General features: G+C 32.0%; 16 protein-coding genes and 1 pseudogene. 3 read left to right on the top strand and 14 right to left on the bottom strand.

Annotated features, from left to right (window positions below; translation table 11 throughout):
- Positions 1–2: 2 nt before the first annotated feature.
- The 13 genes and pseudogenes from H8R91_RS02135 to H8R91_RS02070 all read right to left on the bottom strand — a co-directional run bounded on the left by H8R91_RS02135 (position 3) and on the right by H8R91_RS02070 (position 11,952).
- Positions 3–950, bottom strand: coding sequence for a glycosyltransferase family 2 protein (locus H8R91_RS02135; protein ID WP_186934680.1), 948 nt, complete (start codon positions 948–950; stop codon positions 3–5).
- 7 nt (positions 951–957) lie between these two features.
- A pseudogene (locus tag H8R91_RS02130) lies at positions 958–1,908 on the bottom strand (acyltransferase family protein).
- 73 nt (positions 1,909–1,981) lie between these two features.
- Entirely contained in the window at positions 1,982–2,629 is a 648-nt protein-coding gene (locus tag H8R91_RS02120) for a DUF1919 domain-containing protein (protein WP_186934677.1), read from the bottom strand.
- Positions 2,595–3,629 carry an acyltransferase gene (locus H8R91_RS02115; RefSeq protein ID WP_279287544.1) on the bottom strand — a complete coding sequence of 345 codons (1,035 nt, stop codon included), beginning with the start codon at positions 3,627–3,629 and terminating at the stop codon, positions 2,595–2,597. Before H8R91_RS02115 ends, H8R91_RS02120 begins: the two co-directional genes overlap by 35 nt.
- Positions 3,623–4,714 carry a glycosyltransferase gene (locus tag H8R91_RS02110; protein ID WP_186934675.1) on the bottom strand — a complete coding sequence of 364 codons (1,092 nt, stop codon included), beginning with the start codon at positions 4,712–4,714 and terminating at the stop codon, positions 3,623–3,625. Before H8R91_RS02110 ends, H8R91_RS02115 begins: the two co-directional genes overlap by 7 nt.
- Positions 4,701–5,396, bottom strand: a complete 696-nt coding sequence (locus H8R91_RS02105; protein ID WP_186934674.1) for a glycosyltransferase family 32 protein — start codon at positions 5,394–5,396, stop codon at positions 4,701–4,703. The genes H8R91_RS02110 and H8R91_RS02105 overlap by 14 nt, the downstream gene beginning before the upstream one ends.
- A gap of 25 nt (positions 5,397–5,421) precedes the next feature.
- On the bottom strand, positions 5,422–5,961 hold the full coding sequence (locus H8R91_RS02100; protein ID WP_243237673.1) for a serine acetyltransferase: 540 nt from the start codon (positions 5,959–5,961) through the stop codon (positions 5,422–5,424).
- 20 nt (positions 5,962–5,981) lie between these two features.
- Complete coding sequence (locus H8R91_RS02095) at positions 5,982–7,112, bottom strand: EpsG family protein (RefSeq protein ID WP_186934673.1); 1,131 nt, start codon at positions 7,110–7,112, stop codon at positions 5,982–5,984.
- A 3-nt stretch (positions 7,113–7,115) separates the two neighbouring features.
- Entirely contained in the window at positions 7,116–8,024 is a 909-nt protein-coding gene (locus H8R91_RS02090) for a glycosyltransferase family 2 protein (protein WP_186934672.1), read from the bottom strand.
- Positions 8,025–8,026: 2 nt separating this feature from the next.
- On the bottom strand, positions 8,027–9,118 hold the full coding sequence (locus tag H8R91_RS02085; protein WP_186934671.1) for a glycosyltransferase family 1 protein: 1,092 nt from the start codon (positions 9,116–9,118) through the stop codon (positions 8,027–8,029).
- A 31-nt stretch (positions 9,119–9,149) separates the two neighbouring features.
- Positions 9,150–10,247: a glycosyltransferase family 4 protein gene (locus H8R91_RS02080; RefSeq protein ID WP_243237671.1), complete on the bottom strand. Its 1,098-nt coding sequence runs from the start codon at positions 10,245–10,247 to the stop codon at positions 9,150–9,152.
- Positions 10,234–10,863 carry a sugar transferase gene (locus tag H8R91_RS02075; RefSeq protein ID WP_186934670.1) on the bottom strand — a complete coding sequence of 210 codons (630 nt, stop codon included), beginning with the start codon at positions 10,861–10,863 and terminating at the stop codon, positions 10,234–10,236. Before H8R91_RS02075 ends, H8R91_RS02080 begins: the two co-directional genes overlap by 14 nt.
- A gap of 33 nt (positions 10,864–10,896) precedes the next feature.
- Complete coding sequence (locus H8R91_RS02070) at positions 10,897–11,952, bottom strand: acyltransferase family protein (protein WP_186934669.1); 1,056 nt, start codon at positions 11,950–11,952, stop codon at positions 10,897–10,899.
- A 774-nt stretch (positions 11,953–12,726) separates the two neighbouring features.
- On the opposite strand from H8R91_RS02070, the gene H8R91_RS02065 reads away from it, so the two are divergent.
- The 3 genes from H8R91_RS02065 to H8R91_RS02055 all read left to right on the top strand — a co-directional run bounded on the left by H8R91_RS02065 (position 12,727) and on the right by H8R91_RS02055 (position 14,566).
- The gene (locus tag H8R91_RS02065; protein ID WP_186934668.1) at positions 12,727–12,960 is read left to right on the top strand and encodes a hypothetical protein; all 234 of its coding nucleotides are present in this window, start codon (positions 12,727–12,729) and stop codon (positions 12,958–12,960) included.
- A gap of 80 nt (positions 12,961–13,040) precedes the next feature.
- Entirely contained in the window at positions 13,041–13,319 is a 279-nt protein-coding gene (locus tag H8R91_RS02060) for a hypothetical protein (RefSeq protein WP_186934667.1), read from the top strand.
- Positions 13,316–14,566, top strand: a complete 1,251-nt coding sequence (locus tag H8R91_RS02055; RefSeq protein WP_186934666.1) for a chloride channel protein — start codon at positions 13,316–13,318, stop codon at positions 14,564–14,566. Before H8R91_RS02060 ends, H8R91_RS02055 begins: the two co-directional genes overlap by 4 nt.
- 469 nt (positions 14,567–15,035) lie before the next feature.
- On the opposite strand, the gene H8R91_RS02050 is transcribed toward H8R91_RS02055, so the two are convergent.
- On the bottom strand, positions 15,036–16,217 hold the full coding sequence (locus tag H8R91_RS02050; protein ID WP_186934665.1) for an LL-diaminopimelate aminotransferase: 1,182 nt from the start codon (positions 16,215–16,217) through the stop codon (positions 15,036–15,038).
- Positions 16,218–16,250: the final 33 nt, after the last annotated feature.

Here is a 16,250-nt window from a genome sequence, read left to right as displayed (position 1 = left end):
CATTATTTCATAATTAAATACGCAACTCTTGTCTTCCAATAAATTTCCTTATCCAAAATTGAATATAGTGCATATTTTTTAATAAATTTCAACATGATTTTTAACTTCTCTTTTGCACTTTTCTTTTCATTTTCTTCCATTTTTACCCATTTTTCTTTTGCTTCGTTATATTTCAATGTACACACATCTAATAAAAAAGCTGCTGCATGATTTTTCAACTCAGGATACCGCCTTATAGAATCTAAATACATTCTTTCATGAGCTTCAAATGAATCTGCCAAACTATTTATACTTAGCCCACCATGCGTTGCACTTCCTTGACGAACAAGACTTTTATAATAAGGCTGATGCACAACCACTGCATTTTTTATTTTTAGTACATATTCATCTAAAAATAATACATCTTCTGAAGAATGCAAACCTTCTTTAAATTTATTATCTTGTAATAATTCCTTTTTAAATAATTTATTTGCAACTACATGCCTAATAGTTGGTGGCATATCAAAAAATCTATACATCACATCCTTCTGTGTAATAGTCTCATTTTCTTTTGTATTATAACGTCTATTCTCATCTACTTTTCCGTGTTCATCATAATAATCATACCCACATATACATAAATCTGCATTCGTTTCTTTCATGGCTGAGTGCATACTTTCATACATCTCCGGTGCTATCCAATCATCAGGATCAACAAATCCAATATATTCGCCCTTAGCAATTTTTAATCCCGCATTTCTTGCCGCTGAAACTCCTTGATTTACTTGATGAATAACAACAAGTTGTTCATAATTTTCAGCATACTCATCACATATTTTTCCGCAAGAATCCGGAGATCCATCATCAATTAATACTATTTCAATGTCCTTAAAAGTTTGTTTCACTAAACTTTCTATACATTTAGGCAAATATTTTTCTACACCATACACTGGTACAATTACACTAATCATATCTTCCCTACTCTTTTTTCTTTCCTAAACACCAAGGTATATATTTCAAAACCAAACACTTAACTGGCGTCAATATCACAATTGCAACACATACACTTATTATTGCAAATCTTACAGCAGACCAACTTGCATTATCAATTTGTATCCCCATTTTTTCATATACAACAAACATCAAATCAATAATTATTCTATGTAACCCATAATAAATCAGCGAATTCTTTCCGAGTTCTATTAATATTCGATTATTTGTCGTCATTGATATCAATACAACTGCAAATGTTCCAGTAAGTGCAGCAGTCATAAATAAAATTGGGTTTCCAAAAGCATCGCTATATAAATCCACTCTCTCAAAATAAATATAGTTAACTGCTGAAACACTAAATGTTATTAGGATACAAATAGCCAAACTATATCTCATTAATTTTACTTTCTCGATAATTTTTTGCTCTCTACACCACTTTCCAAAACTCATAAATGCCATTGCTAAAATTGACAAATCCGCATTCCATGGTAAATCTTTCCCTATAATAACTCTATATATTCCAAATACCAAAGCACCTATACAACCAATAATTAGCCAAAAATGATTTGTCTTTGTTTTAGACCGAAGACTTTGCAACACATACATCAACAGATTTGCCAAAAACAAACACGTAATAAACCATAGTAAGGTATATCTATTTTAGATAATATATAGCTTGAGTATTTCAAATACATGATATTCATTCCCGTGTATTACTGCCAAAACTCCGTTACAACACATTGTAATAATTACAAAAAACATGTATGGTACTAAAAGAGTTCTTATTTTCTTCTTTAAATAATCCGCAAATTTTCCCTTACCTGAAAAAGTATATCCTGACAAAATAAAAAATAAAGGCATGTGAAATGCATAAAACCAAAAGCAAAAATTCCGGTGTAAACAGCAATGCCCCAACATAACTAAAACAATGCCTATACCTTTTGCTTAATCTATCCATTCAATGCGCTCTGCTCTGCTCTCAAAATTATCTCTCCCTTGTTGTAACATATCAACTATCTCCATTTATAAATTTCACCCAATCAAACTGATCGACCGGTCTTTTTCCATCCCATGTATTATGATCCGTAATAATTCCTACCGATTCTTGATTTTCATATCCTTTAATATAAAAACAACTAGGATGTCTTTTATCGGGCTTATGTACAAACATCACTTTACGGTAAGGAAGTGCTTCAAAACGATCTTTCACTTCCTCTGTCATACCCTCTCTATCACAATTTATAATCACGATATGCTCCCAGTTGATGCGTTGCTTTCTAGAATTCCACTTTCTTTCTGCCTCTTCTACTGTATCATAATGAACACAAAATACCAGTAAATCTCCTAAATATACAACCGGATATTCTCTATCTCCGATAATTTCCTTATCCGTACATTCAACAAATTTGTCAATGCTCATATAGTACTCTATGTTTTCACACAGTTTTATAAAATCCTGTGCACGAAAGAACAGATTTACTGTTGGAGATTTAAATTCAAGACCTAAATCATGATATAGAATACCACCAGTACAATTTGTAGAAATAATAGTAACATCATCGCAATTCAGCCGTTCACGATTTTTCCGACTTATTTTTTTATGCTTATAATTCCAGACAGTATTACGTAATCTGACCATTACTTTTTTTATTATCATTACAACTTATTCTCCCTAAAATTATTTGTCTACAATATTCCAAAACAGTACCAATAAGAAACACTCCAATTATGGACAAAATCAATCTTAACGGAAATAATGATTCATCAATATGATCCCTATTTCCTAATAGATCAACCCATATAACATCTCTAATAAGAGGATGATCGTGGAAAAGATATACCCCAAAGGTACAACCTGCTATTTTATTTATTTTAGGATTGTTTCTTATCTTTAAATTTCGAAATCCTAAAAACAATAAAACAGAACATGTGATGGCAGTAACTGTATTCATCTCTGCATATAAATATTTTGCATTTTCTCTGAAAAATGGAATATTATATCCATATACATATGTAATTACTGCAAATACAACCAATATTCCATATGCTACCATACCATATAACACATTTATCCGATCAATATACTTTGTTGGATATATTCTTATGTATCCAGCTAATAAATATAGAAATATAAACCATCCCATATTGGAATAGCCCGGTTGACCAATGTGAAACGATGGAATAACAGACCAAAGCACAAACAATACAATCAATATTCTTCTATATATTTTTCTATCTACATTATGAATAAAAATTTGCAATGCCGGACTAATCAATAAAAGAATCACATAACATGTTGCAAACCAATATTGAGAAGTTGATATTGGCAAAGCCGACATGATAACAGATTTTAAACTGATTTTTCCAAAAGCAAACAATACCACTGCAATCATAATTGAATAAGTCCATACTTGAATATAAATTTTCTTTATTTTATCTATATAAATTACCTTCGTAGCAGAAAAATATCCTGACAGTAAAACAAATATATTAACACCTATTCTTGACCCCTGTGTCATTACAAAAGCAAAAATCCCATTTACTGTTAGAGGCATCTCCACCCCACCATGCAACACTGAGTGTCCTGCAACAATAAAAATCATACTAAGAATTCTGAGATATTCTAAATTTGATTCTCTTACTTTACTCGTCAACATTGTACTCTCTTTTCTAATGATGTTTGAATTATTTTATCAACCTGCTCCGCTGTATCTTGAATTGAATACCCTGCTTTTTTTAATTGTTCTTTTGTATCTAATCTTTCTTTCTCACAAGTTTCTAATATATGTTCTGCCCATACTTTTGTACTTTGATTCAAATCGACATACTCAATTAATCCTGTAATATTTGCATCACTAGATACGGTGTTTGATACCACACAAGACAAACCTGCTGCTTGTGCCTCTACTAAAGTAAATGGAAGTCCTTCAAATAATGATGGCATGACAAGACAATCTAGTGCCGAATACCATTTATTTGCGTCGTCACGAGGCCCTAATAGGACGATTCTATCTTCAAGATTGTATTCTTTAATTTTCTGTTCTACCTGCGGTCTAAGTTCTCCATCACCTACAAATACAAATTTTGCAGTTGCATTCAATTTAGATATTTCTTTCATAATTTCCACTGACATCTCTGGATTTTTTGGCAAGACTAATCGACCTACACACCCTATTAAATATTCATCTTTTATCCCTATACTTTTTCGACATTCTTCTCTAAACTGTTCATTAAATTCATATGTTCGCAAATTTATTCCATTTTTTATTACAGTAAATTTGCTTTTATCAAACATCCATTTTCCTGCTTCTTCCGAGCAGGCCAATAAATCGGTTGCAATCTTTTCAATATTTTTCCGATTATATTTTTCAGTCAAATAATGAAACCATCTCTTTTTAAATTGCGTATCTGTACTATGCGAATGTATAATTCTTACCGGTACCCCTGCTTTTTTTGCAAATTTCAGCATATCCACACTTACAATATCACATGTATTATAATAAATCACATCAAATTTATTTTCTTTGAAAAAACTATGCCAAAAAGCTACGTATTTTATGTAATTATGTCTATTCTTAGGCTTAATCCATTTTTTATCTTCTATACACATTTCTGGCCAATCATATACAATTTCAAACTCTTTTGAATGTAAATGTTCACACAGATTTATAATGTACGATTCAACCCCACCTTTGTTATTACTCAATCCAACCATAAATATGCGAATTTTACTCATTTCCATGAAAAAAACCTTTCCCAAAAATACGATGAATTGGCTTCATCAGTTTACTTCTAATTATTGTTTTTTTATCCAACCAACTTTTTCCATACCAATGTATAGAATATGTATTCTCTGTCACAGTTAATATTCCTACTGGATCATCATATGGATTAAAATAATCCATTGGATAAATCACTGCTGAACCAATCTGTTGCTTAGTTCCATTTTGCTCTAGTCCCACTTTCCTTAATGCTTCCGTATTAAGTATCGGGCAACCTTTCATTCCATGTCTCCCATCTAATAACACGTCATATTCCTTCAACATTTGAGCAACTATCGGATGATTTGCTTCCGCACCAAATCCTTCTCCTGTATTAACATACTTTGGTGTTTCAAAACCAAAAAATGCCCCAGCATCTAAAAGATCATCAAAAGAACGTATTACCTCTACATCTGTATCAAAGTATATTCCTCCATATTCCTGAATAATCTTTAGTCGAAGATAATCTGTTAAAAACGCATATTTTTTCTCTTTGTAACACATTTCAGTATATGGACTCTGATTTACATTAAAATTTTCTTCGTTCCATTCGATTATTTCATAATCTGGGCAATATTTTTTCCAACTTGCAATACATTTCTTTGCTAATTTTGATTTTTCTCCATGCCCAAACCAACAATAATGTATTTTCTTTGGTATCATTTTACTCTCCATTTGTATTAAAACACTAAACTAAAAAGTTCACATAACATTTTGTAGCATATTCCTTTGAATGAATTTTTGCAGGATTTCCCAATACCACCGAATGATCAGGTACATCAAAATTAATAAAGCTGTTTGGTGCAATCATAACATCATTTCCTATATTGACTTTACCGACAATAGTAGAATTTATACCAACCGACACATTATTACCAATTTTAGGAACACCTGCTCTATCTCCTCTATTTTCTCTGCCTATAGTACATCCTTTATGTAAATTAACATTATCACCGATTACAACATCTGATGCCACAGTAATATTGTATGGATGTCCTAAATATAACCCTTTTCCAATTGTGGCTGACAGTGAAATTTCTAAACCATATTTTTTAGTCAATCTATATAATCTTGCTCTGTTAATACAGTTATTTTTTACTTTTAATTTTCTCCATAAATACATAAATTTAAGTTGATGATATAAAAATAATCTAAATTTAGCTTTAAAAGAAAACGAATAGCTATTACCAGTCATTCTATAATAATCATATTTAAAAACCTCATTCATAAACTGCTCCTTTTAAAAATTTATATCCAAGATACTTGTCCAAAGCTGTTAGTAAAAAATTGGTAATCGGTATGCCATCCCATACCATAAGTAAATACAATTTGATATATAAAATATAATGTATAGCAGATATATGCCGCATTTTTTATCCACGGAATTTTTAATTTAACTACCATCTCGTTAACATTCCATACCAATAGCAATACAGTAAATATTTCGAAATATAAATTATATCTGGCATACACAGCTGAAAACACTCCCGCCATTGTAAATACAGCGAAAAACAGAGCCATATTAAATACAGTGTTGTAATATTTATATTTATTTTTCATTAGATCTTTATTGAAAAAAGCTAAAACAATCGGCACAACACTTACCAATACTCTGAAGATATTTATGCTGTAATTCCATTCTTGTCCGGAATATCTATCACCATAATCCGATCCCGATAACAGGTTATCAACAAATCCTCCTGTCAATGGGGATGTAATTACAATTAATATTGAAATAGCTAAAATAAATTTTGTCATTTTACCGCAAGCTTCTGTATTTGTTATAAAATACAAAAGCAAAAAAATATATGCCGATGTATGTATTTGAGCAACAATAAATACTAACGGTAAAAACAAATACCATTTTCTGTTCGCTAAAAGTTGAAATCCCGCAACTATTATTGCAGTAGCCAAATACTGTCTCAGTCCATTCATTGAATGTTCCCAACAGCCGGACATTATAAAAATATAAAAAGCAAATTTTAAATCACCGCTATAATTATATAAAAAATACATTAAAGGGAAAATAGTGATTAATGAAGTAATTTCAATAAAAACTCTCGGGTCAGTAGATATATAAGTATGTATGAACGACATATAAAACTGAAACAACCATTCGTTTCCAATTGAAAAAGAAGATATGCACTCATCAATTGGCATAGCTTTAGTAAAAATTTCCCAATATGCTATAGTATCGGCAAAATCAAATCTTTGCCCTGTTACATACACTAATAACAATGTTCCTAAAATAAAAAATAATGTATTTGTATCTCTTATCTTAGTCTTTTCGGTTTCAATTGTAATATTTTTATCAAGCGGTTTTCTGCCAATATAAAACAATATTAATACTAATACTGTTGTATATACAAATACATTCATTAACTAAATCCCTTCAACCTTCATATAAGAAGATTTTGATTTTTTTACAACGATTATCTTTAACAGAAATCCAAGCGGAATGCTTAATACTGTTAAAAACTTTTCCGGTGATTCTTTTATAAAGTGTTTATTTTTAGCTATTAAAGAACTTGAAACATAGTGAATACAAGCCTTTATCTTTTGTTTGGTATTTATACTGTGTTTCATTTCTTCTTTTCTCCAAAAAGCAAATCCTTTTGGATTCCTTACATATTGTCTGTACATATTTGTACTCGAACCGTCCATTTGATAATCAACAATACAAACACATTCATTAAGTATTTTTAATTCATATTTTTCATCAATCAGATGATACTTATATGCAAGTGCAACATATTTCTCATTGTTAAACACAGGATACGGAGGCGTTTGTTTTATTATATCTGTCCTGTAAATTAGTTTTTTATCACCAAAGCCACCATTATTATAATACCCCATAAGGGTTGTGCTTTCTTTGTCTGTTGGCAATTCTTTGCCAATTACTTTTTTTGTTGAATCGGCAAAATCGAGTGCAATTATACCGGCATAACCTTTATTTTTGTTTTTATTCCAACAATCAATAATCAATTGCACCGCGTTATCCGGCATATAATCATCCGAATCTACACAAACATTAAGTTCGGTATCAATATTTTCGTAAGCCGTATTATGCGCTGTATGCATTCCGCCATTTTCTTTGTAAACATACCTTATTTCAAAGCCATTATTAATTTTAATCCATTCCTTTATAATCTCATATGGATTATCAGTAGAACCGTCATCAATAATCAGCCAAACAAAATCCTTGGATGTTTGTCTTTTTAAACTTTCATAAGTTCTTTTTAAAGTATTTATTCTATTATATAATGGTGTAAATACAGTTAAAGTTGCCATTTTCATTCTCCATAACAAAACGAAGTGTAAAAGTTTTGCAGTTTATTTGCATTATTTTTAATATCAAATCCGGAAGCTACAATTTCATCATATGTATCATTTTTCTCAATTTTTGCAGCCTCTATTATTTTATTCGCCCAAAAATCTAAAGGTTTTTCTAAACTATAATGAAAAACTCTATCTGTTTTTATACACTCCGGTGGAACATTATCGGATATAACGCATGGTAATCCGGCAGCTTGAGCTTCAATTATAGAAAGCGGCAAACCCTCGTAAAGTGACGGAAAAAGAAATACATCCATAGCCTGTAAAATTTTATTTACATCGGTTCGGTTACCTAAAAATAAAACACTATCAGATAATGCAAGATTTTTAACCTTATCTATAATATTCTGTTGACCATTACCCGCGCCAACGAGAATCAATTTTGCTGTATTATTTTTTTGATAAATCTTATTAAAGACATCTATAATGAAATCATGATTCTTAGGCGGATTAAATCGCCCCACATGACCCACTACGAGAGCATCGTCATTAATATTTAATTCAGTTCTTACTTTTTTAGCAACATCTCTATTAAAAAGATATTTTTGTGCATCAATTGCATTGTTTATGATAGTATATTCATGACCGCAAAACATCCAATCACCCGCTTCCTTTCCGCAAGAAAACAAATGAGTAGCATATTGAGGTATCAATCTTTTGGAATATAATTTAATAGGATACTTAATATTTTTGTCTTGACTTTTTGAATGTGAATGAGCAATCCTAACTCTTACACCATTTTTTTGGGCTATTTTTAAAGGGTATGCGCTCATACAATCTAAATGACAATGTACAATATCATATTTATGTTCTTTAAAAAATGAATCCAAAGCATTAAAATAAGATTTTGAAAAAGGATTTAACATTGGCATATGATAAATTTTACCGCCCAAAGCAACTATTTCTTTATCATAATCAGCTTCTTCCTGACGATGAACAAGAAAGTCAAACTGAACTTTATTGCGATCAATATTTCTATAATAGTTCATTATCATAGTTTCAAGACCGCCTCTGCCCATATATGTTACAATTTGTAATACTCTTATCATACTAATCCTTCCAACAATCTATATTAAACATTTAATTTAAATCTAATGCGGCTATAGTTTGTTTCACAATCGAATTTTTGTCAAACTCTTTTTCCATTTTTTTACGAGCTTTCTTTCCCATTTCTTCACGAGTAGTAATATTTGTATTTAAAAACATTTTCATCTTTTCGTAAAGATTGTCTGCATTTTTCGATTCACACAGCCAGCCTGTAATTCCGTCTTCTACAGATTCTCTGCATCCGGGAATATTTGTGGTAATTACCGGTCTGCCGGTAGCAGAAGCCTCAAGATTGACATTACTCATTCCCTCATGATAACTGGGCATCACTACACAGTCTGCTTTTGCATAATAAGGTCGAGGTTCTTCCTGGAAGCCGTGAAATGCAACAATGCCTTTCTCAACAAGTCGGTCAACTTTTTCTTTATACTCATCTTCAAAAAAGCCAACTAAATCCAGAATAAATTTCTCGCCGTCATTGTGCAGTTTCTCCGATGCCTCAAAAAGTTCATCCATACCCTTTTCTTTCATAATTCTGCCAAGATATAAAAATCTTGGCGGTTTATTATGCGGATATGGTTGGTAATTATATATTTCCAAATTTATGCCTGCACCGTTTAATACGGTTTCTTTTTCAGGTTGTATGATTTTTCTGCTTGTAAATTCATCAGCATTAACCTGATTTTCAAAAAATACTGTTTGTACTTTTTTAAAAGCAGTTTTATACAATAAAGTAACGAATTGTGCAAGACCCTTTGTTTGAAAAGCTGTTCCTAAGCCCTGAACATTAGCATAAAAAGGAATTTTCAGCTTAGAACACATTAGTCCGCCATAAATATTAGGCTTAATTGAATATGTTATAACTAAATCGGGTTTTTCTTCTTTTAGCATTTTCTTATAAAAATTCATTAAAGAAAGATCAGTAAAAGGATTTATACCTCTTCGCTCCATTTTTGTTTCTATACAGTGCAAACCCATATTCATAAAATCTTCATGATGACCGACAAAAGGCATACTTAATATTACCTCATTATTCTTCATCAACTCTTCAATTAACTCTTTCCTGAAACGATAAAGCATATAAGAATGGTTAGTCAGAATCAAAATTTTCTTTTTCTTATTGCTCATCATTCATAGCTCCTGTTCCGCCTTCTACTACTCCCTCGTGTTTAAATACGCTGACAACTGTCATAAACAAACACTTAACATCAAACGCAAAGCCCAAATTATCATAATAAACCTTGTCCATCTGTACTTTTTCAGGTATAGGAAGTTCATCTCTTCCGTTAATCTGAGCCCAACCAGTCAACCCGGGAGTTAAATTATTAATGTTATATTCATCTCTTTCAGCTATTAAATCATCTTGATTCCACAGTGCAGGTCTAGGTCCTATAACACTCATATCACCTTTAAATATATTGAAAATTTGCGGCAATTCATCTAAACTTGTTTTTCTCAGAAATTTGCCAACTTTAGTGATATATTGTTCCGGATTTTTTAACAAATGAGTAGGACAATCTTTCGGAGTATCAATTCTCATTGTTCTGAATTTAAGTATATTAAAATATTTTTTATCTTTTCCGATTCTCTTTTGCTTAAAGAAAATCGGGCCTTTACTTGTACATTTTATAACTACACAAATCGGTAAATAAACTATTGAGAGAAATACAATTGCCATAAAAGAGCATATAACATCTAAAATTCTCTTAATTATTCTATTGTAAATTGTTTTTTCTCTGTTCATCATAACAATTAACTCCGCTGAATACTTATAATTAATTTATTTGCTAATATTTAAAGCAAATTTAAAAAGCCTTATATTTGTTTTCTTAACAATTATATATGCAATAATAGATCCACCCAACGCAACCAAAACTTTTATTATACTACTAAACTCAACTCCAAAAAATCGATCCATCAAATTGTAAATAAAATATGTGTGTAAAAAATATATTGAAGAACTTAATTCCCTCATTGCAATAGATTTTTTAGCGCTTATGTTAAAATTAATACTCACAGCCATTAAAAAGAAAAGTATAGATAAAGGTATATTTAAAATTATATTAACATCAAAATTTACAATTGATTTTAAATCAAACAGGTATACTAATACACTAAAAACAGAAATTAACGCAAAAATCAACAGTGAAATCTTAAATGATGATTTTAGTCCTTTAGCAGAAATTAAATATCCTATTCCCATAAACGGAACTGCTTTCATTATAAAATTATTACTCCATGAAAAAACAATATAAAAACCTTTGTTAATGTATGAGTAAGCAGTTCCTGATAATATCTCTGAAAAAGCATCGTAACCTAACAAAAGCAATAATCCAGCAAATATTAAAACACACAAACATTTTTGTGCAGAAATTTTATGTAAAAAATATATTACCGCTGCAGCTTCACACATTGCAAGTATATACCATACAACACCGTTTCCACACAAAAATATAGAACGAAACAATAACAAAATGTATTTAAGCACAGATGCATCCGGATACTTACTAACATATATAAAAATGTTACTCGGTAAATTAACTATTTGCCAAAAAAGATATAAGAAAAGTAATTTCTTTTCATAATTAAACAAGAATGATTTTTTATTTTTAGATTTAGACAAACCTTTTTCAAAGAAAAAGCCTGAAACTATAAAGAAAAACGGTACTGCCATTCCTGAAAAGCAATTCGTAACAACATTTGTTATCATCTCGTTTTTCGCCTCATCAGCATGGATAAAAACTACCAATACAGCTGCAATTAACTTAAATAAGTCAATTCCGCAAAAGGTTTTATTTAAATTATTATTGTTAGATACAATTAATTTGTTATTCAAAAAAGCAACCTCATCTCACAATAATATAAGTATACACACATTTACACACTACACTTTTTCATAATTATATCACATAAAGTTCAATATATCAACAAAAAAGCTTATTTAAGATTAATATAACTAATAAATTGGCACTTTTCTTTAATATATGCATATTAACCAATACAAATTTGACTATTTTGCATTTTTTTACAAAATCATTGTTAATTTGCAAGAAAACCTACAATTAAATTTGATTATAGTACACAAAATTTTGGGTTCAGCTTTATTTGCAAAAACAGCAGCAATCCTTGCCCCTGAGAGAGTGAAAACAAATGGCAACCAATCAGGAGTTCTGCAAATCATAGAGTGCTTTTAAAATATTTTAATATTTTTAGGGGTCATATCATCTACAATATTATTTTATATTATATTAAATTATTGCGATATAAAAATCTTATATAAATGCTATAAATCATAGTCTATACCACTATCCGATCTCGGCAACCGTTTTATCATAGTTATCTAATAAAATATAATTATGTTTAAATATTTGCTTATCTCAATTTGCAATACATCTCTCGACCTAATAAACAAAACACTTAGGCTGAATTGCACTTTCATCACCAATAATAGCTATTATATAGTTTCACAACAAAGTTTCTTTCAGCACTTTAATATAACATATTAGCTAAATTTTCGATATTCTTTCTCTAATTAATTGCAATATTCTATATCAATATGGTATAATTTTAAATACATACTACCTAATAAAAACTCCAGCAGGTGATTAACTTGAACGAAAATGAAAAACTTTTAAAAGCAAAATCATATCTTGACAAACTCGCCAACGGAATAAATCCAATAACCAATGAATTGGCGTCAGAAAACGATACTATAAATAATATACATATTTCAAGATGTCTTTTTTATGTTTCCGATGTACTTAGAAATTTAATTGAAAATAACAACAATCTGCAAAAAAGAAAAACAGTAAAATTCCCTTTTCTGTTACACCGCAGCAATTAGCAGATTATGTTTTTGATGATAACCCAATTACAGTTACCGAAATTACCAAAAAGCTTAACAGTTTGATTGATACCGAGGAAATGAAAGGAATTAAAACAACAAGCATAACTAATTGGCTTATAAAAATTAATATGCTTGAATATTTTGCCGACGAAAACGGTAAAAATCATAAAATTCCAACTGAAAACGGTATTCAACTCGGCATCACAACACAGGAACGCTTGGGGATGTACGGTTCATATAAAGTCGTTTTATATGACAGCAATGTCCAACAATTTATACTTGACAATATAGACACAATTGCGTATTACAACACTCAAAAGAAATCATATAATTTTAATACGGGGGGCAACATATGAAAAAAAGTACACTTGCCAACAATTTCATCTATTATCTTTTTTGCGGGTTCAGCGGTGCGGTAATAGCCTGTATAGTATGGCTATTTCTTAAATTAATGAGCCTTGGAATCAGCTTTATATGGGAAACTGTTCCGTCAAATATCAATTTTACATATTATCCTCTTGCAGTTTGTACAATCGGCGGAATACTTCTTGGAATATATCAAAAAATCTCAAAAGCAGTCCCCGACGAGCTTGAAGAAGTAATGAAAAAAGTTAAGCGAGATAAATTTTATCCGTACAATAAAGTGCTGTTGCTTTGTATTTCCGCACTTATTCCACTGCTTTTCGGCGGCAGTATCGGACCGGAAGCAGGACTTACAGGAGTTATTGTCGGACTTTGTTACTGGGCAGGCAATCATATGAAGAATGCACAAAGTAAGATACCCGAACTTATGCAAACAGGTGTGAGCGCCACATTAACGGCTATTTTTTATGCACCGCTTTTCGGTCTTGCCGCAGCAAATGAAGAACAATTAGATACCCAAGACAAAGCAACCGATATACGCACAGGCAAATTAATTTCAAATATCGTAGCTGTGCTGTTTGCAACAGGAACAATATTTTTACTGAATCAAGCTTTCGGCGGCAGTATGGGATTACCGAGAATAGGCGAATACAACATTACAAATACTGAAAGACTATGGGGTATTCCTCTTGCACTTCTCGGCACTTTAGCTGGACTTTTATTTATAATATCAGAAAAACTGCTCAAAATTTTATTTGAAAAAATTCAGAGCAGTTTAGGAATAATAATAAGCACCACACTCGGCGGAATTATTCTTGGAATTTTCGGTACATACCTTCCGCTTGTAATGTTTTCGGGTGAAGACAGCATTAACGAGATAAATAACGGTATCGGAGAATTTGCGCCGTGGATACTGATAATTTCAGGATTATTAAAACTTGTAATAACAAATGTTTGCATTAAATCAGGGTGGAAAGGCGGTCATTTCTTCCCCGTTATTTTCTGCGGAGTGAGTATCGGCTTTGGTGTAGCTCTACTTATGGGGCTTGATACCGCATTTTGCGCAGCAGTAATTACCGCAGCACTTCTCGGTGTTACAATGCGAAAACCTCTTGCAGTAACCGTACTTCTCCTACTATGCTTCGACGCAAGAATTTTACCATGGATTTTGCTTGCGGCTTTTTTGAGCAGTTTGGTGGTAGGGAAAGTATTAAATAAAAATAAACATCAAAACAAATAAATAGCAAAAAAGGAATCAAAACTTCAAAATTTTGATTCTTTTTTTATCCCTCATCACGGAAAAATGTGGGATAATCAAAAGTAAATATTGAAAAAGAGCATAGGAAGCTCCAGAATTGTAGTTGACAATACAAACAACGGAGGAGAGAAACCTATGCTCTTTTTAGATGACATCAAAGTCGAATTTTAAAGTAAAGGATTTCAAGGAACACATATAGGAATCAGCCCTAATAAAGATAAAAGCGTACTGTTTTTGGAGAGCGTAAGGTCAACGCAGTCAATCCGATGCCCTTATTGCAGAGGCAGTGTATATATTTATGAAAACGGACAAGTCAAACTCAAAGATATTCCATTACAGAAAAATGACTGCATTCCTACCTTTCGGTTAGAATGCAGTCGTTTTTATTTGCGCTGTTTTTTTACAGCACCTTTAAAATTCAAATAATCACTATACTTTGGCAGAAATAAAATTACTTTGAAAGTAACTTCTTAATTCTCTCTACTGCCTCGATTGTGTTTTCTCTGTCACCGAATGAAGTAAGACGGAAGTAACCTGCACCGTTCTTACCAAAGCCCTCACCCGGAGTACCTACTACATTAGCCTCGTTAAGAAGGAGGTCAAAGAATTCCCAGCTACCCATATCATTAGGGCACTTGAGCCAAATATACGGTGAGTTCTTACCGCCTGTATAATAAATGCCTAGTTCATCCATAGCTGATGAGATAATTTTTGCATTATCCTGGTAGTAAGAAATATTCTCCTTAATCTGCTTCTGACCCTCTTCACTGAATACAGCGGCAGCTGCACACTGTACAGGCCAAGAAACGCCGTTAAACTTAGTTGCCTGACGGCGATACCAAGTATTGTAGATGTTGTGACCGTCACGCTCAAGCTCTCTCGGAATGATTGTGTAGCCGCATCTTGTACCTGTAAAGCCTGCTGTCTTTGAAAGTGAGCACATCTCAATTGCGCACTTTCGTGCACCCTCAATTGCGAAAATTGAACGAGGGAGATCCTCTGTAATAAATGCCTCATATGCTGCATCATAGAGAATGATAGCGTCATTCTTGATTGCATAGTCAACCCACTGCTTTAACTCGTCAGCTGTATAGGCTGAACCTGTTGGGTTATTAGGTGAACAGAGATAGATGATGTCAGCCTTTACATTCTCATCAGGGAGAGCCGCAAAGTTATTCTCACGGTTTGAGTTAGCATAAACAATCTTTCTGCCTGCCATAATGTTTGAGTCAACATATACAGGGTAAACAGGGTCGGTAACGAGAACAACATTATCCTTGCCGAAAATGTCACCGATATTGCCGCAGTCTGACTTTGCGCCATCGGACACAAAGATTTCGTTTGCATCTACTGTTACGCCAAAACCTGCATAATAGTTAGAAATAGCCTCTCTGAGGAATGCATAGCCCTCATAATCAGGATAGCCCTTAAAAGTATCCTTATGTGCAAGGTCTTCTGCACCTTTCTTCATAGCCTCAATTACAACAGGAGCAAGCGGAAGTGTTACATCGCCGATACCGAGCTTAATTACCTTCTTGTCAGGGTGTTCCTTCATATACTTATTTGTTCTTGATGCAACCTCTGCAAAAAGATAGTTTGGCACGAGGTTGTCAAAATTTCTGTTAATCTGCATTATTATCAATCCTTTTCTGATATATGGGCAAAA

The sequence above is a fragment of the Ruminococcus intestinalis genome, from assembly GCF_014288065.1.
GTDB lineage: Bacteria > Bacillota > Clostridia > Oscillospirales > Acutalibacteraceae > Ruminococcoides > Ruminococcoides intestinale_A.
Note: the sequence above shows the minus strand (reverse complement) of the source record. Positions and strands in the feature narration are given on the sequence as shown.